A 23,297-nucleotide genomic window follows, 5' to 3' on the forward strand; every position below is an offset into this window, starting at 1 on the left:
GACATTATAAATCTCCAATAGTGAAGTGAGAATAGAATTAAAATTTGTGCGCACGGTATTGAAGGAATCTTTCAAAAGTATTTCATCTTTTTTCAAATCGACGAACTGTGTAATTTCTATTTTAAGTGGTAATTATCAGGTTTATATGCCATAAAATTTAAACACTCTTTAACACAATGTACTTAGATGTCGACTCCGGTACGTATTGATAAGTGGCTATGGGCTGCGCGATTCTATAAAACTCGCAGTATGGCGAATAGTGCTGTCGTGGGAGGAAAAGTCCATGTCAATACAAAGAGAATTAAGTCTTCATATAGAGTGAAACTAGATGATGTTATTGTGCTGACTAAGGCGCAATTTAAGATAGAAGTGGTTGTGCTCAAATTAATGGATCAACGCAGGTCTGCCAAAGAAGCACAAGAATTATATTGTGAACGTGAAAACAGTGTTGCGCAACGAGAGTTATCTGCTGCGCAACGTAAGATTTTGAACCAATCTATGCCTCGTTCTATTAAAAAGCCCAATAAACATGAGCGTCAAAAAATTAGAGCATTGTTGGGTAAGTCTAAGTAACCTTTATTTTTTACTCGCTTGCTTCTACCTTCTTAGAGCGTATGAATCTTAATTTGTCGCCATCATTTAAACTGGTGACTTTTTGAGGAGCAGACTTTGTATTGGTTGTTGCAATTAGCTCGTCTTCTTCATTTTTCATGAAGGGATTTTTGCTTTGCTGTGTGGCGAATTCAGGTTCTTCCTTTGCTACACTTTCTTTGACATTTTGTGTTGTTAAGCGTGGAGTCAATTGCATTGCAACACGTGGATCTTGTTGCCAATGATCGTACATCTCTTCGATGATAGTGTTGGATCTAATTAAATCTTCAAGACTTGTAGTTAACTGACGCTTAGCTAATGCAGCTTTTTCTTTCTCAATTCTGCCTGTATTAGCCAGCTCTTCAATGCGTTCAAGAATTGGTAGTGACTTTAGAATTAATTTAAGCTGTTCACTTAGATATTGGTTGTGTGACGGCAAAACTTGCATCCAAACGCCATACAGTAGTTCCTTCATTTTTTCTAGAACGATACTTTCACCTGTTAACTCAATTGATTTTTCATTGCCAGAGTCCATTCCGATAATGGTAAGTTCTTCAGGATTATCAATGTGCTCGAGTGTAACGAAGCAATTATAGAGTTGTTGAATGCTTTCAAGTGTGGAAGCGATTTTCTTAGGTGTATCTTTGGTATTTTCATCTGCCAGCAACAAAATAGAAATGGTTTCATCTTCGCCAGTCAGTGTTGTAAGTTCATCGTGGCCTATAGAGATTACTTTTTGAAAGTATCCAAGACTTGAACGCAATCTACGTAAATTGCTAAAAATGCTTTTAAGCAACTCTGGTTGATCTGTTGAAATTAGTTTTGGCCAGTTCTTGGGGTCATTTAAGTAATGCAAATCTAGTTGCTTAAGAACTTCTTTCTCTGCGTCTGATAGCTTGCTGGTTGAAATAGAAAATTTGTTGAGCGCTGCTAAAAGGTCACCAACATTAGGGATTTTCTTCCCTTGTTTGCTTAATGCAAGAATGCGGACATGCAATCGTTCAAGCAGCTCGCTGTCGGAAATGGCCTGTTGGATTTTATCGGTTGTATCTATTAGTTGTTTACGTCGCATAGTCATTCACTTCAATGTTAGGCTCTTATATAGAGCGTAGTTTCTCTGAATCTGTTGGTGACTATAGTATTGCTGAATGAAGTGCTTGCCCGTGATGAGCGTCATAATTTAACGAATAAACGGTCGCCTGAAAGTTAAATTAGGCAATATTCTGTCGCTAAATGTGAACTGAAACGAAGCTTTGAATTTTTTAGTGCTTGAGTGATGGTAAGTTCAATGAAAGTGGAGTTTATACATTTTGTCCCCTTAATTTGTTGTTGGGGTAATCAATATTGATAATAATGCCTCAGAATGCGGCTATAAATTAAGTTTCTGTGATGTGTTGGCTAAAATATAAGGCTAGAAATTTAGCTGATGGTGAAGCGCACAATAAAGTCTTTATCAATATTGGAAGGTTTACCTAAACTTAGGACACCTGATCCGCTGAGGATGCATTCGTCACGACAAATGTGAGTGGTGCGCCCATCGTCGAAATCGATGTAAGTTCCATTAAAACTATGATCGCAGAAGTAGAATTGGCCGTTACGCCATTCTAGCCGACCATGACGGCGTGAGGAGAAGCGATTTAATATCACCAAATCACAATTTTGATCTCTTCCTAGGCTACAACGAGGTTCCTGTACTGATAACGAAATTTTCCACTTTTGAAATGATAATTCCATATTTTGCACAAGCGAGGTGGATGTTTCTAATGTAGGAATGGCCGCGTTTGTGAGGTCATTATCTCGAAGAATAGAAGGTAACTCAGGTGCTGTGTCTGAGTTATCTAGAATTTCTTTATCGCTGGCTCTACGGCCTGATATCTGGGCCTGCTCTTTTTGGTTTTCTGCATCATCGCGGATATCAATAGACATGCGACGATTTTTTGTGACGAGCACGCCTGTACTATCCACGAATGGATAGGTTGGTCGTTTTCCCCATTTTCGACGCTCTGCAGGCTTTTCGTCAGATTTGAATTGTTTTTGAGACATGCGCTGAAGTATGAATCAAGCCGAAAAAAACTGCATGAGCAATAAAACAAAAAGCCGAAGAACGGTTAAATGTAGCCGATAAATTTAGCTTAAATTTAGAAGTAGCTTTAGACGAGTTTAATTGCTAACCAATGAAGAAGTGGATTAAGTCACTTTCTGAGTGATCTAAAGGTACGCCGAGACTAATAACGCCACTCCCTTTAACGGCTACTTTGCCTTTAGTTATAAAGGTTTCACCATCATCATTTTTAATGTAGGTGCCGTTAATGCTGTCATCCTCTAGGTAATATGCGCCGTCCTCAAAATATAGCCTTGCATGTTGGCGTGAGACGAATCTAGAGGAGAAACTCGCTAAGCAATCAGAGGATCGCCCTATCCATACATTATCATCTTCACGTTTGATCTCATGGATCTCGTCCTGAAACCAAATGAATAGACGTTTATTGCCTAGTTCCCCGTCGATATTGCCGATTTCTTGTTTGGCAGGTTCTTCTAGAGTGATATTGTTTAGTCGACGCTCAGGTATGAATCTGCGGTCCTGCCTGACTAGAGTGTCATCAGAGTCGAAAAACGGATACAAAGGCGTCGCAATCATAGTGCGACGATCTTCAGAACTTCTACGTTCTTGAGTAATCACTGTTGACACTTTTTTCCCCGTCTACAAAGAGCTTAAATGACTGTGAGTTTTTCAATCTCAGGTAGCCAGACTGTAAACAGAGCAAATGCATAGGTTGCCAGTCCTAGAATTAGCCACAACGCAAATAATACCGATAACGATATATCGTGAGTGGAAAGCCCTTCTTCAACTTTACTAGATATTACTTCCATAAAATATGTATGTAGTTCTCAAAATTACCTTCTGGTGAATAGGATACTACCTTACAGCCGATAGTTCCCTATATTTTTTGATAACTGTGCTTATACAAAAGTCTTTTATAAAAGTGCTTGAATAAGCATAAGTAACTTACTGTAATAGAGTTAAAGCAGAATTAATTTATGACAAATTGCTGACGCAAAATTTAATGCTACTTATTTGATCTTATAATTTTCGTGAACATAATCTGTGACAATTTGTTTGAATTCATCAGCGATATTGTCGCCACGTAGCGTACATGATTTCTCCCCATCAATATAAACAGGCGCGACAGGCGCTTCTCCGCTGCCAGGTAAGCTAATACCAATATTTGCATGTTTGCTTTCCCCTGGACCATTTACCACGCAACCCATGACCGCGACGGATAAATGTTCTACTCCAGGCAGGGTTTGTTTCCATTCCTGCATGGAATTGCGTAAATATAACTGAATATCATCAGCCAATTTTTGGAAGTAATCACTGGTAGTGCGACCGCACCCTGGACATGAAGTAACCGCAGGACTAAATGCCCTTAAATTGAGTGATTGAAGAATTTCCTGCGCTACTAGGACTTCCTCTGTGCGAGAGCCCCCTGGTTGTGGTGTTAGAGAAACGCGAATGGTGTCTCCAATACCCTGCTGAAGTAATATGGCAAGTGCGGCGGCTGAGGCCACTGTCCCCTTTATACCCATACCTGCTTCGGTTAAGCCTAAATGTAATGCATAATTACATCTTTCAGACAGTTGCTTGTATACGTCTATTAATTTAGGTGCGTTACTGATTTTGCATGAAATAACAATTTTATCGGCACTAAGACCAAGCGATTCTGCGTAACCTGCACTATTTAAAGCAGAGGTAATTAAAGCTTCTTGCATTACTTCGTCAGCAGATTTGGGTTCAGCTAGCTGTTGATTTATATCCATTTGTTCAGCCAGTATTTGCTGATCGAGGCTTCCCCAGTTAACGCCTATTCGCACGGGCTTTTGATATTTACATGCGGTTTCAATCATTGATGCAAATTGGCTATCGCGTTTACTCCCACGACCCACATTTCCAGGGTTAATTCGATATTTGTCTAAATGTTCAGCGCATTCTGGCGCTTCGCTAAGCAACTTATGACCATTGAAATGGAAATCACCCACAATTGGCACGGAGATATCCATACGTGCAAGTTGTTCTTTAATATAAGGTACCGCACGTGCTGCTTCTAGATTATTAACGGTGATGCGTACCAACTCGGAACCTGCTCTGGAAAGATCTGCAATTTGAGTAGCCGTACGTACAATATCAGCAGTGTCAGTGTTGGTCATTGATTGCACGACTATGGGAGAATTATTACCCATAGTGACGTCACCAATTTTAACTGCGGTAGTCTTTCTTCTTAGTACTGAATTGGAATTTGTTTGCATATGTGTGAGTGCATTTTGTTACTATTTAATTGTGCATAGTGTAACTAACATCTGTCGTTTTAACGAAGCAAGATTTACAAAACAATGTCTAAACCAGCCGGTTATTTTCAGCAAACTTTGCGATTTTCCACATCTGGGCGTGGGACCATTGAAATTACTGGTGATATTCAATCTGTAGTTAACACTACTGCTATTACCACAGGTATTTGCCATGTATTTGTACACCATACCAGCGCATCATTAATTATTTGCGAAAATGCAGATACTGATGTGAGGGTAGATTTAGAAACGTTTATGAAACAGCTAGTACCAGACGGTGATCCTATGTTTGTACATACCTGTGAAGGTGAAGATGATATGCCTGCCCATGTACGTTCAGTGATTACACAAACAGAGTTAACTCTACCTGTGACAGAGGGGCAACTGGTTTTAGGCACATGGCAAGGCATATATTTGTGGGAGCATCGCTGCCAAAGCCATGTACGTCAAATCACTCTGACAATACATGGAAACATTAACTGAAATGAAAACACCGATTCAATTTGAAAACATTAAATGTATCACCTTGGATTTGGACGATACACTATGGCCCGTCGGTCCTACTATTATTAAAGCCGAGACTGAGCTCTATTCTTGGATGAAAAAAAATTATCCTGAAGTAAGTAATACTTATACTCATCAGCAATTAACGGAAAAGAGAATGGTGCTACAAGCTAGTCGCAAGGATATTTCACATGATGTTACTGAGGTAAGATATTGTTCATTGCTTGAGCTTGGCAAAGAGTTTGGCTACGACGAAGAATTTGCAAAACAAGCGATGACATTGTTCCGCTATTATCGCAATCAAGTTGAACCCTATGAATCTTGCGAGTCAATATTATCAATTTTAAAACGACACTTTATATTGGGTGCTATAACTAACGGTAATGTACAGTTAGATCAAATACCTATTGGAGAGTATTTTGATTTTGTGGTTACCGCAGAAGAAGTCGGGGTATGTAAACCCCATTCAAAAATGTTTGAGGTCGCTTCACAATTTGCTGATGTTCCTTTGTCTGATATTTTACATATAGGAGATTCTGTGAAAACAGATGTGATAGGTGCTATGGATGCAGGCTGCAAAGCAATTTGGTTTAACGATAAGCGTGCACCCTGGCCTGGTGGGCAAAATCCTCACCATGTGGTTCATTGCCTTACTGAACTGCCTGCAGTACTTAATATTTAAAGTAATTATATGGATAACTAGGAGGTTTTAATGTCGGAGAATGCAAAACAAGGTAAAACTTTAGAAGAACGAATAAAGTCACTTGAAACTCTGCAACGCAATACGCGCATTGCTATTATTATCTTGGTTGGTTATTCAATCTACGATGTAATTTCAGTTGATAGCGGCGAGGATATTGTGTTCGCGCGAAAAGTTAAGGCGCTTGAGTTCCAGTTAATTGATGGACAAGGTGGAGAATATGGGAGTTGGAAAGTCCCTGAAAAGTCAGCTGCAGCATTAGTGATACAAAGCACTAATGGTAATCGTATGACAATGACTGCTAATGAAATGAAGTTTACTAGCGACCGGATCAATCCATACCCAAGAATGACATTGGATGATCGGGGCATTCGCATACATGAAAATACAAATTCAGCATCAGCCGACACCGATGCTGAATAAGTGGAGAATCTTTATTATTTGTTTTTATCTAATTTGCGCGCCTTTTTGACCCAGTCATCGCGAGAAATTCTATCCTTAAAACTGCCTAACTTAGAGGAAATTTCATCGATATCTTTTTGTTTCCAGGCGGCAATCTGAGAGAATTTGTAAATACCTAAATCATTTAGCATCCCCTCTATTTTAGGACCCACACCTTTAATTAATTTTAAATCGTCAACAGCTGAATCGGTTAGTGTCGGGATCTTACCTTCAGTTGTAGTTTCTGGGCTCTGAATTCTTTGTGTGAATAATTGATTTTTTGTTTCACTCAACTTAGAGCGGTAAGCATCAATAGTAAATCTATGCTCGCGAATCTGGTCTTCAAGCTCGGTATGTGATTGTGACTCAGCCTTGACCTGTGCTAATTCTGATTCAAGTTCTTTAATTTTGACGCTTTGATCTAGCTGAACAACCGGTGCTTTTTGTGCGCGATTTTCGGTTTTTCGCAGCTGCACGCGAAGATCATTAATGATTGCATCTTTTTCTTCACAACTATCAGTAAGAACACGTTCGGTCTCAATTGTCTCTAATCGTGCTTCGCGGATCTGGTTATGCATGCGGCCATATACTTCTTTTTTAGAGGTGCCTAGTAGGCGAATACGGTCAACTAAACGCAATGTTTTATTGTCACTGACATCCACGGGTGGTGGTAATGGCGGCATAGGATTATTTCTACGGTCGCGCAAATTCTGAAGTTCATTGGTGACTTCAGATAATCTGGTGTGAGTGCGATTAAGGTTATCTTCATTTGCACTTAATGAGGTTTGGATGTTGTCTGCATAACTACGTAATTGATTGTAGTCAGATTTAGTCTTCATTAATTTAGTCTGGAAAACTCGAATCCAAGTTCGTAAAGGCTGTTGTTTGTTTTCAATCTCAGTTAGGCGATTATGCGCGCGCGCTAAATTATCTCTATGAGCGCGATCACTCTGTGCTACTGCATTAGCATAACTGCGCAATTGACCATAGTCGGTTTTAGTTTTCAATAGCTTAGTTTGGAACACTGACACCCAATCTTTCAAATTAGATACTTTAGTGTCTACTTCAGTGAGTCGAGTATGAACGCGTGTAAGATTTTCTTTAGTAGCTTTGGCTTCCCATGCTTTAGCTTCTGCAAACTTTCGATTCTGCGAAAGCTGAGTCTTTTTGTCTGCTAACTTTACTTGTAAGGATTGGATCCACTTTAGTTGATTAGGTGTCTGTCGTGCTTGTTTTAGGGTGCTTTGCCAGCGAGAACTCATTAGGTGCGCATTACCTTCGGCAATTGCTACATCACTGCGTAACTGCACAACAGAATTTTGAGATGCCGTTAGTTGTTGTTGTGTGGAAGCAAGTTCGCCTTTTACGGAATTAAATTCACTAGTTAATGCTTGTTTTTGTGATTCAATTTCGGCAATTGCTTTATTGCATTTGCATCGACTTAAAAACCAACCTATTAGTACTCCAATAACTGCTGCAACTAATAAGTAGGCTCCCATTTCGCCTACAAGATAAGACATATCGTTACTCTCCGTTTTTAACTTTAATTTCTATGCGTCGATTTTTGATTCGACCTGCTTTTGTATCATTAGGAGCAATAGGGAATTGGTCGCCAAACCCATTCGCTTCAATACGCGAGCCATCAATGCCAGCGCTGACTAAATAGTCAAATACTGATTTAGCTCGTTTTTTACTGATTTCTAGATTTAATTCAGGATTTCCAGAGCTATCAGTATGTCCATTTACGCTGATGCTAACACTTGGATTTTCATTAAGTGTATTAGCTGCGCTATCCAGTGTTTGCTGTGCGGTAGTGGTCAGTGCTGCTGAACTTTTTTCAAAAGTAATATTGCTGAAATCTAATTGTTTAAATTTTTCTTTAGCGATTTCTATCGCTAGTGTTGCTTCATCCTCTAGCGGTGCAAATTCGGCCGGCATTGGTTCTACTTTAGCATTCAAGATTGGTAACTTGCTTGGTGCCGATTCAGAGATTCCCGGTGAGACTTCCTCAGAACTGATAGCCTCAGGTACGATAGTCTCTTGCACCTCTATCTGATTGTCTACAAGCCTGACGCCAACGGTACTTAAGACGATTTTCTCAACGCTGCTACGCTCATCTTGGCTATTTACTGAGCCTTTAAGGGTCACATCACGCCCGTCAGTTGCGACTTGAACTTTGCTGTTTTGACCGGATTCAAGCAAATTTTTCGTAGAGCGGACTTGAATATCTTGTTGAATTTCCTGTGCTTTTTCTGTTGTTGCTCGAGAATAGAGAAAATAGAGCAAAATCAGGCCGACTAGCAAAATTGCCCAAATCCATAACGGGCATTGGGGTTGTCTATTCTGTGTATTTTCAGGCATAAGCTTAATTAACTTGGGAGCCAAGTTATCGTCTGTCTATTATTATTAGTTATGGTGTAAGTATTGCCTGCTTGCGGCAAAGAAGCAATGTTCTCTACACATCCCAAACACAATGTGCCTCAGATATGAATCAAGGATGACGAATTAATTAACTAATTAGAATTATTGAGAGTATCTAGATTAACTGAGATATCTATGTGCTTAATCTATCGAGCGATTTTTTCATTTAGATTGTCTTTGATTACATCTAGTAACTCAAATGTACTTGCCACTTGTGAATTGGATAGATCTGAAGTCACAGATTGGACTATTTGTTCTAGGCGCTGGACACCTAATTGTGCAATCTTTCTACCCTGTGCTGTAACCTGGATTTCGACCACGCGCCTATCAGTCAGATTATGAGTACGGCTGACTAAGTTGCGCGATTCTAAAATATCTAAACTACGACTGACGGTTGCCCTTTCCATTCCTAACTGAGATGCAACTTTAGAGGGGTTATCAACTTGTTCCTGAGTTAAACAATCTAATATTAACCACTGACTATATTTCACATCATATTTAGATAAACGATTATTAACTTCTAATCGGCATAGCGTGTGTAAATGATCTCCGCATTGAAGGAAGGATCTAGTAAAAGATTTTAACTCTGTGTTGGTGAGTTTCTTTAATTTACTCATTATCTTTGTTTCGGCCTCGTCTATAAAATAATGTCATATTTATGTTTTGATGCGGATAGACCCAGCCAAAACTAGCCGCCAATTATTTTGTTGAAGCGTTATAGCATTCTTTTTTTTAAAACAAAGCAATTGTTAACAGTAACAATAGTATAAAAATTGACCGATACCAAAAGACTGTATACGACAAGAATTAAATTAAGTAGATTGATACTCTAATTTGATTGAATAAATGCATTAAATTCAAAGACTTTGATGGAGGCTTACTGTCTTAGTAGTCATATAATTATTCAATTTTATTTGTCGTTAACGTCAATACAAAGTGATAAGAATTGTAAATTATATTTGTATAGGCATTAGATAACTTAATGATTCTATTTAAATATTTATTTGGGGGTTGGCGCCCCGAGCACGATTCGAACGTGCGACCTTCCCCTTAGGAGGGGGACGCTCTATCCAGCTGAGCTACCGGGGCCATTAGAGTTGCTGAGATATTTTAACAGGCAGTTAGCCAAGTGATGAAATTAGGGATTGTATTGCCAATATGGGTGGAGGTAGACAAATTGTGTGATTTGAAGTTACAGACCACATTGTTGTCCTACGCTCTCTTTTAGAGCGATGGACATGACATGGTGCCGAGGGCGAGAATCGAACTCGCACTTCCGAAGAAACCGGATTTTGAATCCGGCGCGTCTACCAATTCCGCCACCCCGGCATATGTTAAGGTTCGCGAAGTGTAACCTAAAGTTTCATAACATCAAACGTGCCTGGATAACCTGTTAATTAATGTCGTCTTTATTATTTATTCTCAACAAACTTTAATGAAACAAAACCCACTAGAATTTACCACTGACGACTTCGATTATGATCTGCCAAATGAGCTAATTGCATTGCAGCCAGCACCAAATAGAGATAGCAGCCGGTTACTGATAGTGTCTAAATGTGAAGACCAATTCGTCGATAAGTGCTTTGCTGATATTCAAGATTATTTGCAATCTGGAGATCTACTGGTATTGAATGACACAAAAGTGTTCCCCGCACGCTTATTTGCCAATAAACAGAGTGGCGGTAAAGTAGAAATTCTTGCTGAACGAATACTGGATGATGGTTTAGTTAAAGCTCAATTAAAATCAAATCGGACACCTAAGGAAGGTTCTTTACTAAATATTGATGAAGATATCAGCATACAGGTATGCAGGCGTGATGAGGAATTCTTTATTTTGGAGATACTCTCAGAATTACCCTCAATTGAGATATTCCAACGCTATGGGCATATGCCACTTCCGCCTTATATTGAGCGTGAGGATACTGATAATGATAAATCGCGTTATCAAACGGTTTATGCTAATAAGCTTGGTGCAGTCGCTGCGCCGACCGCAGGACTGCACTTTACGCAAGTGTTGTTAGATAATTTAAAGCAACAACAGATTGATACGGCTACAATTACTTTGCATGTTGGTGCGGGAACTTTTAAACCGGTTAAAGTAGAGGATCCCAGTCAGCATCAAATGCATTCAGAATTTGCGCATGTGCCACAATCTGTGTGCGATAAAATTCAGCAGACAAAAAATAACGGGGGACGAGTAATCGCTGTGGGTACTACATGTGTGCGTGCATTGGAATCTGCAGCCTTAAATGGTGTATTGAAAGCATTTACCGGGGATACCGATATATTTATTTATCCTGGCTTTGAATTTAAAGTGGTTGATGCATTAATTACAAATTTTCATTTGCCACGCTCCACCTTGCTAATGCTTATTAGTGCACTAGCGGGTCACGAGAAAATTCAAAGCGCCTATCAACATGCAATTAACAAACGTTATCGCTTTTATAGTTATGGTGATGCAATGTTTATTACAAGTTAATCTTACTAAATTTAATTATGGGTATTGCTGATTTTAATTTACATGCAACTAGTCAGGGCGCACGCGCGGGAACTTTGCAAACACGTCGTGGAGAGTTGCCCACACCTATTTTTATGCCCGTAGGAACCTATGGTGCTGTTAAAGGTGTGACGGCGGAAGAGTTACAAACATGTGGTAGTAAAATCATTTTGGGTAACACTTTTCATCTAATGTTGCGACCGGGTGTAGAAGTTATTCAAAAGCTGGGTGGTTTACAGGAATTCATGCATTGGCCAGGCCCTATTTTGACAGACTCAGGTGGTTTTCAAGTGTTTAGTCTAGCGGCTAATCGCAAAATCACAGAGCAGGGTGTGACATTTAAATCGCCCATTGATGGTTCCATAGTTGATCTGGACCCAGAAAAATCTATGCAAGTCCAACGTGGCTTGGGGTCTGATATCGTGATGATTTTTGATGAATGCACACCGTTCCCAGCAACACACGAACAAGCTGCAAGTTCTATGCGATTATCTGCGCGCTGGGCTAAACGAAGCAAAGATGCGCATGGTGAGAGTAGTGCTGCCCTATTTGGCATTGTCCAAGGAGGAATGTATGACGATTTGCGGGAAGAATCATTGTCCGGGTTGAAAGAAATAGGTTTTGATGGTTATGCCATTGGAGGCTTGTCTGTCGGCGAACCGGCAGAAGAGCGTATTCGTGTGCTGGAATACTTAAGGTATAAAATGCCTGAAAACAAGGCGCGTTATCTAATGGGAGTAGGTAAACCTGAAGATATTGTGGAGGCTGTCGCGCGAGGAATAGACATGTTTGACTGTGTCATACCGACCAGAAATGCACGCAATGGGTACTTATATACCAGTTCAGGTGTATTAAGAATTCGCAATCAAAAATATCAGTACGATGAGCGCCCTATCGATGAGCATTGTGATTGCTACACTTGTCAGCACTATTCTCGTGCCTATTTAAAGCATTTGGATAAATGTGGCGAAATGTTGGGCGGCAGGCTCAATACGATTCATAATCTAAATTATTTTCATGGTCTGATGAAAACCATGCGTGAAGCCATACTAGAAGGCTGCTTTGCTAAGTTTTACGATGAATTTTATATGGCTAGGCAGACAAGCGAGTCTTCTGTGGCATAATACGTCGCTTCGTATTTGGGCCGGTAGTGTCTAAAAGATTAGTGATGGAGGATAAAAAATGTTTTTAATAAATGATGCACATGCCGAGGCCGCACCTGCTGCTGCCGGTGGTGGTACAGAAATGTTGATAATGATCGGTATATTTTTTGCCATTATGTATTTCATGATAATTCGTCCTCAGCAAAAAAGAACAAAAGAACACAACGCTTTGATGAATTCACTCAGTAAAGGTGATGAAGTTGTCACAAATGGCGGAATGATGGGGAAAATCAAAGGTGTTGGAGACGACATTATTCGTATCGAACTTACCGAGAATGTGGTTATTAAAGTTCAAAAACATGCAATTTCAAGCGTGCTACCTAAAGGCACATTGAGTCAAGACTAAATGCTTGGTGATAAGCAGCTAAGAATTATTTTAATAATATACAAGAACAAAGCGAGTATCGAGAAAATCACATGTTAAATCATTATCCATTTTGGAAAAATGCAATGCTACTATGCATATTAGTTGTTGCTGCTATCTATGCATTACCCAACTTATTTCCAGAAGATCCTTCTATTCAGATTTCTCATGACAGTGGTGAATTACCTGCTGGCTTACAGGCACAAGTTGAAGCGGCGCTTACTAAAAGCGAACTAGATAGCAAAGGCATAGAAAAAACTGAATCCCAGCAACTATTAGTTCGTTTTTCTGATACTGACAGTCAATTGATTGCTGCAGATGAATTGAAAACAGCGCTAGATTCACAACACATTGTTGCATTAAACCTTGCGCCCGCAGTGCCAGGGTGGTTACGTGCATTAAATGCGAGTCCGATGAGCTTGGGTTTAGATTTACGCGGCGGAGTGCATTTCTTGTTGCAGGTGGATATGAATGCAGCTGTGGTCAAGGCGTTGGATCGTTATGAGGGTGAATTTAGAACCGCATTACGCGATAAAAAAATTCGTTACGTGTCTGTTAGTAATGATGGGGTTGGTTTAACTGTAAAGTTTCGTGATCAAGAAAACTTACAAGCAGGATTAGAAGAACTAAAAGATAACTTTCGCACTGATTTAGATTTCGCTGAAGTTAATTCTGAAAAAGGATTTGATCTTAGGGTAGATTTTAAGGATGCAGCTAGGCAAGAGATACAAACTTTTGCAGTGCAGCAAAATACCACCACGCTACGAAAGCGAGTTAATGAATTGGGGGTTGCTGAACCGGTAATACAAAGACAAGGATTGGATCGTATTGTCGTTCAATTGCCTGGTGTTCAAGATACTACTCAAGCTAAAAATATTTTAGGTGCCACGGCGACACTTGAATTTCGCATGGTAGATGAGCAGGCAGATGCATTTGCAGCAAATCAGTCAGGGCAAGTACCAATTGGAGATAAGCTTTATTTTGAGCGTGATGGCAACCCTGTATTACTTAAACGTAAACCTAAATTAGAGGGTGAATACATCACTGATGCATCGTCAGGTATTGACCAAGATTCGGCTGGTCCAGCCGTATTTATAAATTTAGATGGTGAAGGAGCTAGAAAATTTAGGAAGATTACGGGTGAAAATATTAAGCGCTTAATGGCGGTAGTATTTATTGAAAATAAGACTGAATACTACAAAGATGAAAATGGAGAATTGAAGTCACGCACTCGTAAAGTCGAAGAAGTAATTAATATTGCGCGTATTCAAGATGAACTAAGTCATCGTTTTCAGATAACGGGTTTAGATTCTACGCGAGAAGCGCGTAACTTAGCACTGCTATTAAGAGCTGGCGCACTAGCTGCACCAATGAGTATTATTGAAGAGCGCACTGTGGGCCCAAGCTTGGGGCAGCAGAATATTGATCAGGGTAAACGCTCGGTTATTTTGGGCATGATTTTAGTAATGATATTCATGGTGATTTACTATCGTGTGTTCGGCATTGTTGCGGACATTGCTCTGACAGTAAATTTATTGCTAATTATTGCTATTTTGTCGATGATTCCTGGGGCCACTTTAACGTTACCAGGCATTGCCGGAATAGTGTTGACGGTGGGTATGGCGGTCGATGCCAACGTGCTGATATTTGAGCGGATTCGTGAAGAGTTGCGTAATGGTAATTCACCGCAAGCAAGTATTCATTCAGGTTATGCAAAAGCGCTATCTACCATTGCAGATGCAAACGTTACTACACTAATAGCCGCAATAGTTCTATTTACTTTTGGTACCGGGCCTATTAAAGGATTCGCAGTGACACTTTCCATTGGAATTATGTGTTCAATGCTCACTGCCATTATGGGTACGCGTGCAATAATTAATTTAATTTACGGAAATAAAAAGGCGCCAGTCTTGGCGATATAGAGATTATGCAATTACTTAAAGACTCATTAAATATTGATTTTCTTGGCAAGAAAAATATTGCCTGGATTATCTCGGCGATTTTAATTGTTGTCTCTATTGCTTCGCTAACAATTCGTGGTTTAAACCTTGGCATTGATTTTACTGGTGGTACGCTGGTTGAGGTTGGATATCAGCAAGCCGCTGAATTAGAGCCTATTAGAGCTGCATTAGAAAATGCAACTTTTGAAGACGCAATCGTACAGCATTTTGGTACTGCGAAAGATGTACTAATTCGTTTGCCAGCAGCAAACGATCTTAATGCTGCTGAATTAAGTAATCAGGTCTTAGCAGCGTTACAGTCAACAGGCGATTTATCTATGCGGCGTGTTGAGTTCGTAGGTCCTCAAGTGGGTGAGGAGTTGAGAGATGATGGTGGGCTGGCAGTGTTATATGCGCTGTTCGGCATTTTGATTTATGTCGCACTTAGATTTGAATACCGGTTTTCTCTTGGTTCGGTAGCCGCATTGATACACGATGTGATAATCACTATAGGATTTTTCTCAGTGACTCAAGCTCCATTTGATCTTACTGTGCTAGCGGCAGTATTAGCAGTGATTGGTTATAGTTTGAATGACACCATTGTTGTGTTTGACCGTATTCGTGAAAATTTTCGGCGTATGCGTAAGTGGACGCCGTTAGAAGTAATTAATGGTTCTATAAATCAAACTATATCCCGTACTTTGGTCACTTCATTAACCACTTTGTTGGTGCTGCTCGCACTGTTTTTTATTGGTGGTGAAGTAATACACTCTTTTGCATTAGCTTTAATAGTAGGTGTGGTAGTAGGAACTTACTCTTCAATTTATATCGCAAGCACTATGCTAGTGTTGTTAAATGTTTCCTCAGAAGATCTGATTCCAGACGAAAAAGAAAATGAAGAAGTGGATGAACTACCGTAACGTTTAGGCAGATCTTGCAGCAGTATTTAATGTAGTAATTAAATTTTTATACAGTTGTGAGTTGGCAGCCACGATATTGCCAGATTCCAAATAAGTGTGTCCGCCTTCTAGGTCGCTAACTAAGCCGCCTGCTTCTTGGATGAGTAATACGCCGGCAGCAATATCCCAAGTATTTAAACCAAACTCCCAGAAGCCATCGAATCTTCCAGCGGCTACATAAGCGAGGTCTAAAGCTGCTGAACCTGCACGTCGTATCCCCGAAGTCTCGGCCAATAAGGCACGCAAGGTGGCTAAGTAAACATCTAGCTCTTGGTTGTCCCGGTAAGGAAGTCCTGTCCCTATTAGGCTGCCGGATAAATCACGCTGTTTGCTCACTCGGATGCGTCGATTGTTTAATGTGGCACCTTCTCCGCGTGACGCACAAAATAATTCTTCCTTTAGTGGGTCGTAGACCACGCCTAATTGAAGCTTATTTTTTTCGCGCATAGCTATGGAGACTGAGAACTGAGGAACACCATGAAGGTAATTAGTAGTGCCATCAAGCGGATCAATAATCCACTCACAGTCGTCTCCTGAGTGCTGTCCAGACTCTTCAGCAAGAATCGCATGACTAGGGTATGCTTTTTGAATAATGGAAATAATCGACTTTTCAGCTTGATGATCCACTTCGCTAACAAAGTCATTAATGCCTTTAGAATGAATTTTTATTTCCGGCATGCGATTCATATTGCGTAATATGACTTGACCGGCTGCTCGTGCTGCGCTGACCGCAATATTTAATGCAGGTTTCATTTTTGTAAATAAGCGGTAAATTGGAATTGGCGGCAAAGAGTAGCAGAGACGAATCAATTTGTAAGCTTAATAATCAATGAAACAGAATCAAACTAAAATAAAGCCACCTAGAGTAGTGATGGTAGAGACATCACACCCTGGGAACATAGGTGCTGCAGCGCGTGCTATGAAAACAATGTGTGTGTATGACTTGGGCTTGGTTCATCCAAAAGAATTTCCCAGTCCAGTTGCCTTTGCACGTGCTTCCGGAGCAGCAGATATACTTGAAAATGCCCAGCAATATGATTCGTTGACTGCTGCAATAGCGGATTGTCAGAAAGTCGTGGGTATTACCGCGCGTAATCGAAAAATATCCGCACCTGTAGTCACGCCAAAACAGCTAATCCAGGAAATGTCTAATGATTTAGAGCAAACTGACGTTGCTTGGGTATTTGGACGCGAAAGAAATGGTCTGAATAATGACGAAATTGATTTATGCACATGCATTTGCACAATACCTTCAAATAGCGAATATGGGTCGTTGAATATTGCCGCTGCAATCCAAATTTTATGCTATGAATGGCACGCTACTGAGTCTACAGCACTCCAGAAAGATACCAATAGTGATGCTCTTTCGGCTAAAAAGATCGCACCTGTAGGTGAGAGAGAAGGATTTTATGAGCACTTGTGGCAAACATTGGAAAAAATTGAGTTTTTAGATAAGGATAATCCGACCCCGCTAATGCGTAAAATGAGACGCTTATTTGACCGCTCTCAGCTTACCAGTGCGGAAATCAATATACTTAGAGGTGTATTTAAAAACATTATAAAACAGTGAGTTATGATAATATAATGCTCAGTTCACTGTCGATAGACCTGTACATCTAGCCCTTTAGCTATACTTGATTAAATTAGTCGGGTATTGGTATCATTTTCACCATAATGACATTGGTGGTGAAAAATGAAACTTAGTACCAAAGGCAGATATGCAGTGACAGCGATGTTTGATGTGGCAATACATCAAATAGATGGTCCTGTGTCACTTAGTGAAATATCAGAAAGACAGGGGATATCTCTATCTTATTTAGAGCAGTTATTTGGACGTATGCGCCGACGTGGTTTGGTAGCGAGTACTCGTGGACCAGGTGGGGGTTACCGTTTGGCCCATGCTGCTGATCAAATTGCTATAGCCGATATTATTACCGCTGTTGATGAAAGCGTCGATGCGACTCGCTGCGGTGGTAATGCTGATTGCCAGAACCAACAACGTTGCCTAACACATGAGTTGTGGGAAGAATTAAGCTCACAAATTCATTTGTTTCTTTCGGGTATTACATTGGAAGATGCAATAAATAAACAACGCGTTGCTGAAGTAGCTGAACGACAAGATCGAATGCTTGGCAGTGAGCAGCGCGTCGATTTTCAACAAGTTTAATCATAGAGATATAAAGAATTTATTAAAGGAAACTATAAGTGAGCGAGTTAAAACTACCCATCTATCTTGATTACAGCGCAACGACTCCTGTCGATCCGCGTGTTGCAAAAGCAATGATGGAATGCTTAACCCATGAAGGTAATTTTGGTAACCCTGCTTCACGCAGTCATGAGTTTGGTTGGAAGGCCGAAGAAGCAGTGGAAAATGCCAGACAAAATGTGGCTGCATTAGTCAATGCTGATCCTAAAGAAATCATTTGGACAAGTGGTGCGACAGAATCTGATAACCTTGCTATTAAAGGTGCTGCACATTTTTACAGTAAGAATGGTAAACATATTATTACTTTGAAGACTGAACACAAAGCGGTATTGGATACATGCAGACAGTTAGAGCGTGAAGGTTTTGAAGTGACGTATCTAGAGCCAAAAGACAATGGTCTGGTTGATATAGATGCACTTAAGGCAGCAATCAGAGAAGATACTGTGCTCATTTCTATCATGCATGTGAATAATGAAATCGGTGTCATTCAAGATATCAAATCGATTGGTGCATTAGCTCGAGAAATGAAAATTATTTTTCATGTCGATGCAGCACAAAGTCCTGGTAAAGTAGAAATTGACGTTAAAGATATGAACGTAGACTTAATGAGTTTTTCAGCGCATAAAACTTATGGTCCAAAAGGCATTGGTGCTTTGTATGTGTGCCGTAAGCCGCGTGTGAGAATAGAATCTCAAATGCATGGTGGAGGACATGAGCGTGGTATGCGATCTGGAACATTACCTACTCACCAAATTGTAGGAATGGGTGAGGCGTTTAGAATTGCTAGAGAAGAAATGGCAAGCGAGAATGAACGTATACGTATGTTAAGAGATCGTTTGCTGAATGGTTTAAAAGATATAGAGGAGGTCTATATCAATGGTGACTTAGACCACCGTGTTCCACATAACTTGAATATGAGTTTTAACTTTGTTGAAGGTGAAAGTTTAATTATGGCGCTTAAAGATATTGCCATATCTTCGGGTTCAGCATGTACCAGTGCATCGTTAGAACCTAGTTACGTATTAAGAGCGTTAGGACGTGATGATGAATTAGCACATAGTTCATTGCGTTTTAGTATTGGTCGTTTTACGACTGAACAAGATGTTGATCATGCAATACAGGTGATTCGACAAGCAGTGAGCAAATTGCGTGATCTTTCACCGCTATGGGATATGTATAAAGATGGCGTGGACTTGAAGTCCATTGAATGGGCCGCACATTAATAGTTAAATATATTTAAAAATATAAGGAGTCAAACAATGGCATATGGAGAAAAAGTATTAGATCACTACGAAAATCCTCGTAACGTAGGCACTCTAGATAAAGATGATGCTAGCGTTGGAACTGGCATGGTCGGTGCACCTGCATGTGGTGATGTAATGAAGTTGCAAATCCAAGTAGGTGAGAACGGCGTTATCGAAGATGCTAAGTTTAAAACTTATGGTTGCGGCTCAGCTATCGCGTCTTCTAGCTTACTAACAGAATGGGTTAAAGGAAAAACCTTGGATGAAGCTAGTCAGATAAAAAACTCTGATATTGCTGAGGAGCTTGCTTTGCCGCCAGTTAAAATCCATTGTTCAGTATTAGCCGAAGATGCGATTCGGGCTGCCATTACTGATTATCAAGGTAAGCAAGAGCCTGTTAATGAAAAGAAGAGTGCATAATTCAATCTGATGTCAATTTCGTTAACTGAAAGTGCAGCAAATCGAGTCAAAACTTTTCTAGAAAAGAGAGGGAAGGGTGTTGGTGTGCGTCTTGGGGTTAAAACTACTGGCTGTTCAGGGATGGCTTACACCATAGAGTTTGCCGATGAGATTGAAGATACTGACAAAGTGTTTGAAGAAAACGGTGTGAAAATACTAATTAATCCTAAAAGCTTAGTCTATTTAGATGGCACAGAACTCGACTTTGCAAAAGAAGGTCTAAACGAAGGGTTTAAGTTTAATAACCCTAATGAGAAAGATCGCTGTGGCTGTGGTGAGAGCTTCACAGTTTAGTTTTGCGGTAATATTTCTAACTAATTTTTTTACTCAGCTAACTATTCATGGAATTTAATTTCTCTCGAAATTACTTCGAGTTGTTTGAGCTTGAAGCGCAATTCCATATTGATCGAGAAGCGCTAGCTAATCGTTATCAAGCACTGCAATCTCAATTTCATCCTGACCGATTTATAGAAAGTAATGACCAGGATAAACGCATGGCGATGCAGGCGACGACGTTTATTAATGAAGCGCATAAGACTTTGCGCGATGAATCCGCAAGAGCTCGTTATTTGCTTGAAATGCAGAACGTAACTTTCAATACTGAAAAAGATACGACTCAAGATATGAATTTCTTGATGGCCCAAATGAGCTTGCGCGAAGAAATAGATGAAGTTGACAGTCAAGAAGATCCGCTTGAGTCTCTAGATAAGTTAGCTCGACAATCAAAACAAGAAAAATTGCGATTAATCGAAAATTATCAAGCTTGCTTTAATATGCATCAATGGAATGAGGCTAAAGAAATCGTATTGAAATTACAATTTTTTACGAGACTACAGCAGCAAATAAATCAAAAGCAAGAAGCCTTAGAGGAAAAATTACTTTAAGCCCATGGCGTTATTACAAATTTCAGAACCAGGAATGTCTACTGCGCCTCATGAGCATCGCTTGGCTGTAGGCATAGATTTAGGAACGACGAATTCATTGGTAGCGTCGGTGCGTAGTGGTGTTGCCGAAACACTTGAAGATAATGATGGCCATACGTTACTTCCCTCGGTCGTATACTATGCGCAAGGAAAGTCTCCCGAAGTGGGCGTAAGTGCATTAGAAAATTTATCAAAAGACCCATTAAATACTATTGCTTCAATAAAACGTGTACTTGGGCGTAGTGCTGAAGATATTCATTCAGCACATGAGTACATTCCATTTCAGTTTGAAAACGATAATGATAACGTACCACGTATAAAAACCGCATTGGGGCCACGAACTGCAGTAGAGATTTCTGCGGAAATTTTGTTGGCACTTAAAGAGCGTGCAGAAAAAACTTTGGGTGGTGAGTTGGTGGGTGCCGTGATTACAGTGCCAGCCTATTTTGACGATTCCCAACGACAGGCAACAAAAGACGCTGCGACTTTAGCTGGCTTAAATGTATATCGTTTGTTGAATGAGCCTACGGCAGCAGCAATTGCATATGGTCTTGATCAGTCCGCTGAAGGCGTTATTGCCGTCTATGATCTTGGTGGCGGGACCTTTGATGTGTCGATACTACGTTTACGCAAAGGAGTGTTTGAAGTGATGGCTACAGGGGGTGATTCTGCCCTTGGTGGTGATGATTTTGACAATGCCATTGCTAGTTGGGCAATTGAAAAACTTGATAGTTCTATACGTGAAGATAATGTAGTGATGCGTAGAGTGTTATCTGCAGCACGATTGGCAAAAGAGCAATTAACAGAACAACCTTCTACAATTATTACAGTAGATGGACATCCAGAGCTTGAATTAACGCGAGAACAATTTGAGTTGTTAATAGAGCTCTATGTAAAGAAAACAATCAAGTCATGTCGACGAGCATTGCGTGATGCGGATCTAGATAAACAGGATGTGTCTGAAGTAGTAATGGTCGGCGGTTCAACGCGTGTTCCGTTAGTGAGAGAGCAAGTTGAAAAGTTTTTTGCTAGGGCGCCACATACAGATATTGATCCAGACCGGGTAGTAGCCATCGGCGCAGCGATACAAGCAGATATCTTGGCAGGCAACAAGCCTGGTGATGAAATGTTGTTGCTGGATGTTATTCCTTTATCTTTAGGAATAGAAACCATGGGAGGCCTAGTTGAAAAAATCGTTAATCGAAATACCACTATTCCTGTGGCGCGCGCCCAAGAATTTACTACATACAAAGACGGCCAAACTGCGATGCGTGTGCATGTGTTGCAAGGTGAGCGAGAGCTAGTATCTGACTGTCGTTCTCTAGCGACATTTGATTTAACCGGTTTGCCGCCACTGGTTGCAGGCGCTGCGAAAATTAAAGTTACTTTCCAAGTCGATGCAGACGGTTTGTTAAGCGTTAGTGCCCAAGAGGTAAATACCGGTGTTTCCGCTAGTATTGAAGTAAAACCTTCGTATGGACTTACTGATGCTGAAATTGAAGGTATGTTGAAAGCGTCGATAGACCATGCGCAGGAAGATATGGTAATGCGCGGTTTGCGCGAAGAGCAAGTAGAAGCTGATCGTGTAGTTGAAGCGCTTAACTCAGCACTGGCAAAAGATGGTAAGCAATTGCTAGGAGATCAAGAGTTAGAGAAAATAATTTCACAGCGCGATGCATTAATTGCTACAAGAAACAATGCAGTTGATGCAGAGCAAATTAAACAAGCTATAAAAAGTGTAGAAGCTGCTAGTGAAGACTATGTAGCTCGTCGCATGAATAATAGCGTACGTTCAATGATGCAAGGTCGCAAATTAGAAGAATTCGAACAGTGAAGAAACTATTATGCCTAAATTAATTTTTTTACCTCATGAGCAAATTTGTCCTGCAGGCAAAACCATTGAAGTCGAACCTGGTATAAGTGTATGTGATGCCGCGCTTAAGAATGGTGTTGAAATTGAACATGCGTGCGAAAAGTCATGTGCATGTACGACTTGCCATGTGCATGTGCGTGTCGGTTTAGAATCTCTTGCAGAAGCAAGCGAGATGGAAGAAGATTACTTGGATAAGGCATGGGGTTTGGATCCAGACTCACGCTTGAGTTGCCAAGCGATTGTGGGTGATGAAGACTTAACCATAGAAATTCCCAAATACACAATCAACCTAGTTTCTGAGTCTCACTAACCTGATATTCGCTAAGGAGAGATGCGATGGGCTTAAGATGGACAGATACTGTAGATATTGCCATTGAGTTAGATGAGCGACATGCAGATGTCGATCCTCAATACGTACGATTTACTGATTTACATGCCTGGGTATGTGATTTACCAGAATTCGAAGATGATCCTGAAAAATCCAGCGAGCGAATACTTGAGGCTATCCAAATGGCCTGGCTAGATGAACGAGACTAAGCTCTGAGTTAGCCACAATCACGCCTCTATATATCTTTATCCGCGAGGCATTTCACCTAGATTCAAATTTTGTTGGCCTATTTCGCTGGGCTAACCGTTCACAGCTGGGCAATATCCTAGTAGAATTAATC

Annotated in this window: 27 protein-coding genes and 2 tRNA genes; 18 read left to right on the forward strand and 11 right to left on the reverse strand. The window is 40.4% G+C overall.

Annotation, left to right across the window (positions count from 1 at the left end):
• Positions 1–186: 186 nt before the first annotated feature.
• The gene (locus tag R8G33_11925) at positions 187–573 is read left to right on the forward strand and encodes a S4 domain-containing protein (GenBank protein MDW3096374.1); all 387 of its coding nucleotides are present in this window, start codon (positions 187–189) and stop codon (positions 571–573) included.
• Between the two features lie 10 nt (positions 574–583).
• On the opposite strand, the gene R8G33_11930 is transcribed toward R8G33_11925, so the two are convergent.
• From R8G33_11930 to ispG, 5 genes are all read right to left on the reverse strand, one after another.
• Positions 584–1,663 (reverse strand): hypothetical protein, encoded by a 1,080-nt coding sequence (locus tag R8G33_11930; GenBank protein ID MDW3096375.1) that lies wholly within the window; start codon positions 1,661–1,663, stop codon positions 584–586.
• Positions 1,664–2,010: 347 nt separating this feature from the next.
• Positions 2,011–2,634 (reverse strand): FHA domain-containing protein, encoded by a 624-nt coding sequence (locus R8G33_11935; GenBank protein MDW3096376.1) that lies wholly within the window; start codon positions 2,632–2,634, stop codon positions 2,011–2,013.
• Positions 2,635–2,758: 124 nt separating this feature from the next.
• On the reverse strand, positions 2,759–3,280 hold the full coding sequence (locus R8G33_11940) for an FHA domain-containing protein (GenBank protein MDW3096377.1): 522 nt from the start codon (positions 3,278–3,280) through the stop codon (positions 2,759–2,761).
• Between the two features lie 23 nt (positions 3,281–3,303).
• Positions 3,304–3,462, reverse strand: coding sequence for a hypothetical protein (locus R8G33_11945; protein MDW3096378.1), 159 nt, complete (start codon positions 3,460–3,462; stop codon positions 3,304–3,306).
• Between the two features lie 201 nt (positions 3,463–3,663).
• Positions 3,664–4,896 carry a flavodoxin-dependent (E)-4-hydroxy-3-methylbut-2-enyl-diphosphate synthase gene (gene ispG, locus R8G33_11950; GenBank protein MDW3096379.1) on the reverse strand — a complete coding sequence of 411 codons (1,233 nt, stop codon included), beginning with the start codon at positions 4,894–4,896 and terminating at the stop codon, positions 3,664–3,666.
• A gap of 84 nt (positions 4,897–4,980) precedes the next feature.
• Here ispG and R8G33_11955 point away from each other — a divergent pair, with 84 nt between their 5' ends.
• The 3 genes from R8G33_11955 to R8G33_11965 are packed head-to-tail and all read left to right on the forward strand — an operon-like array spanning position 4,981 to position 6,562.
• On the forward strand, positions 4,981–5,418 hold the full coding sequence (locus R8G33_11955; GenBank protein MDW3096380.1) for a secondary thiamine-phosphate synthase enzyme YjbQ: 438 nt from the start codon (positions 4,981–4,983) through the stop codon (positions 5,416–5,418).
• Position 5,419: 1 nt separating this feature from the next.
• Positions 5,420–6,121, forward strand: a complete 702-nt coding sequence (locus tag R8G33_11960) for an HAD-IA family hydrolase (protein ID MDW3096381.1) — start codon at positions 5,420–5,422, stop codon at positions 6,119–6,121.
• Between the two features lie 30 nt (positions 6,122–6,151).
• Entirely contained in the window at positions 6,152–6,562 is a 411-nt protein-coding gene (locus R8G33_11965; GenBank protein ID MDW3096382.1) for a hypothetical protein, read from the forward strand.
• Between the two features lie 14 nt (positions 6,563–6,576).
• Here R8G33_11965 and R8G33_11970 read toward each other — a convergent pair whose 3' ends face one another.
• From R8G33_11970 to R8G33_11990, 5 genes are all read right to left on the reverse strand, one after another.
• Positions 6,577–8,100, reverse strand: a complete 1,524-nt coding sequence (locus R8G33_11970) for a hypothetical protein (GenBank protein MDW3096383.1) — start codon at positions 8,098–8,100, stop codon at positions 6,577–6,579.
• A gap of 4 nt (positions 8,101–8,104) precedes the next feature.
• Positions 8,105–8,941, reverse strand: a complete 837-nt coding sequence (locus R8G33_11975) for an OmpA family protein (GenBank protein MDW3096384.1) — start codon at positions 8,939–8,941, stop codon at positions 8,105–8,107.
• Positions 8,942–9,147: 206 nt separating this feature from the next.
• A complete protein-coding gene (locus tag R8G33_11980; protein MDW3096385.1) occupies positions 9,148–9,618 on the reverse strand; it encodes a MarR family transcriptional regulator in 471 nt (156 codons plus the stop codon).
• 395 nt (positions 9,619–10,013) lie between these two features.
• Positions 10,014–10,090 (reverse strand) — tRNA-Arg (locus R8G33_11985).
• A gap of 155 nt (positions 10,091–10,245) precedes the next feature.
• A tRNA-Leu gene (locus R8G33_11990) sits at positions 10,246–10,330 on the reverse strand.
• Between the two features lie 106 nt (positions 10,331–10,436).
• Here R8G33_11990 and queA point away from each other — a divergent pair.
• The 5 genes from queA to secF all read left to right on the forward strand — a co-directional run bounded on the left by queA (position 10,437) and on the right by secF (position 15,885).
• Positions 10,437–11,480, forward strand: a complete 1,044-nt coding sequence (gene queA, locus R8G33_11995; GenBank protein ID MDW3096386.1) for a tRNA preQ1(34) S-adenosylmethionine ribosyltransferase-isomerase QueA — start codon at positions 10,437–10,439, stop codon at positions 11,478–11,480.
• A gap of 17 nt (positions 11,481–11,497) precedes the next feature.
• Positions 11,498–12,622 carry a tRNA guanosine(34) transglycosylase Tgt gene (tgt, locus tag R8G33_12000; GenBank protein ID MDW3096387.1) on the forward strand — a complete coding sequence of 375 codons (1,125 nt, stop codon included), beginning with the start codon at positions 11,498–11,500 and terminating at the stop codon, positions 12,620–12,622.
• Positions 12,623–12,680: 58 nt separating this feature from the next.
• The gene (gene yajC / locus R8G33_12005; protein ID MDW3096388.1) at positions 12,681–13,007 is read left to right on the forward strand and encodes a preprotein translocase subunit YajC; all 327 of its coding nucleotides are present in this window, start codon (positions 12,681–12,683) and stop codon (positions 13,005–13,007) included.
• A gap of 71 nt (positions 13,008–13,078) precedes the next feature.
• Complete coding sequence (gene secD, locus R8G33_12010; protein ID MDW3096389.1) at positions 13,079–14,947, forward strand: protein translocase subunit SecD; 1,869 nt, start codon at positions 13,079–13,081, stop codon at positions 14,945–14,947.
• A gap of 5 nt (positions 14,948–14,952) precedes the next feature.
• Positions 14,953–15,885, forward strand: coding sequence for a protein translocase subunit SecF (secF, locus tag R8G33_12015; GenBank protein ID MDW3096390.1), 933 nt, complete (start codon positions 14,953–14,955; stop codon positions 15,883–15,885).
• A gap of 3 nt (positions 15,886–15,888) precedes the next feature.
• Here secF and R8G33_12020 read toward each other — a convergent pair whose 3' ends face one another.
• Positions 15,889–16,677, reverse strand: a complete 789-nt coding sequence (locus R8G33_12020) for an inositol monophosphatase family protein (GenBank protein MDW3096391.1) — start codon at positions 16,675–16,677, stop codon at positions 15,889–15,891.
• A gap of 76 nt (positions 16,678–16,753) precedes the next feature.
• Here R8G33_12020 and R8G33_12025 point away from each other — a divergent pair, with 76 nt between their 5' ends.
• From R8G33_12025 to iscX, 9 genes are all read left to right on the forward strand, one after another.
• Positions 16,754–17,494, forward strand: a complete 741-nt coding sequence (locus R8G33_12025) for an RNA methyltransferase (GenBank protein MDW3096392.1) — start codon at positions 16,754–16,756, stop codon at positions 17,492–17,494.
• Between the two features lie 123 nt (positions 17,495–17,617).
• Entirely contained in the window at positions 17,618–18,091 is a 474-nt protein-coding gene (locus R8G33_12030; GenBank protein ID MDW3096393.1) for an Rrf2 family transcriptional regulator, read from the forward strand.
• A 38-nt stretch (positions 18,092–18,129) separates the two neighbouring features.
• Positions 18,130–19,353 carry an IscS subfamily cysteine desulfurase gene (locus tag R8G33_12035; GenBank protein MDW3096394.1) on the forward strand — a complete coding sequence of 408 codons (1,224 nt, stop codon included), beginning with the start codon at positions 18,130–18,132 and terminating at the stop codon, positions 19,351–19,353.
• 36 nt (positions 19,354–19,389) lie between these two features.
• Entirely contained in the window at positions 19,390–19,794 is a 405-nt protein-coding gene (iscU, locus tag R8G33_12040) for a Fe-S cluster assembly scaffold IscU (GenBank protein MDW3096395.1), read from the forward strand.
• 9 nt (positions 19,795–19,803) lie between these two features.
• A complete protein-coding gene (iscA, locus tag R8G33_12045; GenBank protein ID MDW3096396.1) occupies positions 19,804–20,127 on the forward strand; it encodes an iron-sulfur cluster assembly protein IscA in 324 nt (107 codons plus the stop codon).
• Positions 20,128–20,174: 47 nt separating this feature from the next.
• Entirely contained in the window at positions 20,175–20,717 is a 543-nt protein-coding gene (hscB, locus tag R8G33_12050; GenBank protein ID MDW3096397.1) for a Fe-S protein assembly co-chaperone HscB, read from the forward strand.
• Positions 20,718–20,721: 4 nt separating this feature from the next.
• On the forward strand, positions 20,722–22,590 hold the full coding sequence (hscA, locus tag R8G33_12055; GenBank protein ID MDW3096398.1) for a Fe-S protein assembly chaperone HscA: 1,869 nt from the start codon (positions 20,722–20,724) through the stop codon (positions 22,588–22,590).
• A 10-nt stretch (positions 22,591–22,600) separates the two neighbouring features.
• Entirely contained in the window at positions 22,601–22,939 is a 339-nt protein-coding gene (gene fdx / locus R8G33_12060; GenBank protein MDW3096399.1) for an ISC system 2Fe-2S type ferredoxin, read from the forward strand.
• Between the two features lie 26 nt (positions 22,940–22,965).
• On the forward strand, positions 22,966–23,166 hold the full coding sequence (gene iscX, locus R8G33_12065; GenBank protein ID MDW3096400.1) for a Fe-S cluster assembly protein IscX: 201 nt from the start codon (positions 22,966–22,968) through the stop codon (positions 23,164–23,166).
• Positions 23,167–23,297: the final 131 nt, after the last annotated feature.

The sequence above is a fragment of the Gammaproteobacteria bacterium genome, assembly GCA_033344735.1.
Classification (GTDB): Bacteria; Pseudomonadota; Gammaproteobacteria; order UBA4575; family UBA4575; genus UBA1858.

Bases quoted from the DNA above. Each gene is read 5' to 3' on its own strand.
- R8G33_11925 (MDW3096374.1), top strand. From the start codon at position 187: ATGTCGACTCCGGTACGTATTGATAAGTGGCTATGGGCTGCGCGATTC.
- R8G33_11930 (MDW3096375.1), bottom strand. From the start codon at position 1,663: ATGCGACGTAAACAACTAATAGATACAACCGATAAAATCCAACAGGCC.
- R8G33_11935 (MDW3096376.1), bottom strand. From the start codon at position 2,634: ATGTCTCAAAAACAATTCAAATCTGACGAAAAGCCTGCAGAGCGTCGA.
- R8G33_11945 (MDW3096378.1), bottom strand. From the start codon at position 3,462: ATGGAAGTAATATCTAGTAAAGTTGAAGAAGGGCTTTCCACTCACGAT.
- ispG (MDW3096379.1), bottom strand. From the start codon at position 4,896: ATGCAAACAAATTCCAATTCAGTACTAAGAAGAAAGACTACCGCAGTT.
- R8G33_11955 (MDW3096380.1), top strand. From the start codon at position 4,981: ATGTCTAAACCAGCCGGTTATTTTCAGCAAACTTTGCGATTTTCCACA.
- R8G33_11960 (MDW3096381.1), top strand. From the start codon at position 5,420: ATGAAAACACCGATTCAATTTGAAAACATTAAATGTATCACCTTGGAT.
- R8G33_11965 (MDW3096382.1), top strand. From the start codon at position 6,152: ATGTCGGAGAATGCAAAACAAGGTAAAACTTTAGAAGAACGAATAAAG.
- R8G33_11970 (MDW3096383.1), bottom strand. From the start codon at position 8,100: ATGTCTTATCTTGTAGGCGAAATGGGAGCCTACTTATTAGTTGCAGCA.
- R8G33_11975 (MDW3096384.1), bottom strand. From the start codon at position 8,941: ATGCCTGAAAATACACAGAATAGACAACCCCAATGCCCGTTATGGATT.
- R8G33_11980 (MDW3096385.1), bottom strand. From the start codon at position 9,618: ATGAGTAAATTAAAGAAACTCACCAACACAGAGTTAAAATCTTTTACT.
- queA (MDW3096386.1), top strand. From the start codon at position 10,437: ATGAAACAAAACCCACTAGAATTTACCACTGACGACTTCGATTATGAT.
- tgt (MDW3096387.1), top strand. From the start codon at position 11,498: ATGGGTATTGCTGATTTTAATTTACATGCAACTAGTCAGGGCGCACGC.
- yajC (MDW3096388.1), top strand. From the start codon at position 12,681: ATGTTTTTAATAAATGATGCACATGCCGAGGCCGCACCTGCTGCTGCC.
- secD (MDW3096389.1), top strand. From the start codon at position 13,079: ATGTTAAATCATTATCCATTTTGGAAAAATGCAATGCTACTATGCATA.
- secF (MDW3096390.1), top strand. From the start codon at position 14,953: ATGCAATTACTTAAAGACTCATTAAATATTGATTTTCTTGGCAAGAAA.
- R8G33_12020 (MDW3096391.1), bottom strand. From the start codon at position 16,677: ATGAAACCTGCATTAAATATTGCGGTCAGCGCAGCACGAGCAGCCGGT.
- R8G33_12025 (MDW3096392.1), top strand. From the start codon at position 16,754: ATGAAACAGAATCAAACTAAAATAAAGCCACCTAGAGTAGTGATGGTA.
- R8G33_12030 (MDW3096393.1), top strand. From the start codon at position 17,618: ATGAAACTTAGTACCAAAGGCAGATATGCAGTGACAGCGATGTTTGAT.
- iscU (MDW3096395.1), top strand. From the start codon at position 19,390: ATGGCATATGGAGAAAAAGTATTAGATCACTACGAAAATCCTCGTAAC.
- iscA (MDW3096396.1), top strand. From the start codon at position 19,804: ATGTCAATTTCGTTAACTGAAAGTGCAGCAAATCGAGTCAAAACTTTT.
- hscB (MDW3096397.1), top strand. From the start codon at position 20,175: ATGGAATTTAATTTCTCTCGAAATTACTTCGAGTTGTTTGAGCTTGAA.
- hscA (MDW3096398.1), top strand. From the start codon at position 20,722: ATGGCGTTATTACAAATTTCAGAACCAGGAATGTCTACTGCGCCTCAT.
- fdx (MDW3096399.1), top strand. From the start codon at position 22,601: ATGCCTAAATTAATTTTTTTACCTCATGAGCAAATTTGTCCTGCAGGC.
- iscX (MDW3096400.1), top strand. From the start codon at position 22,966: ATGGGCTTAAGATGGACAGATACTGTAGATATTGCCATTGAGTTAGAT.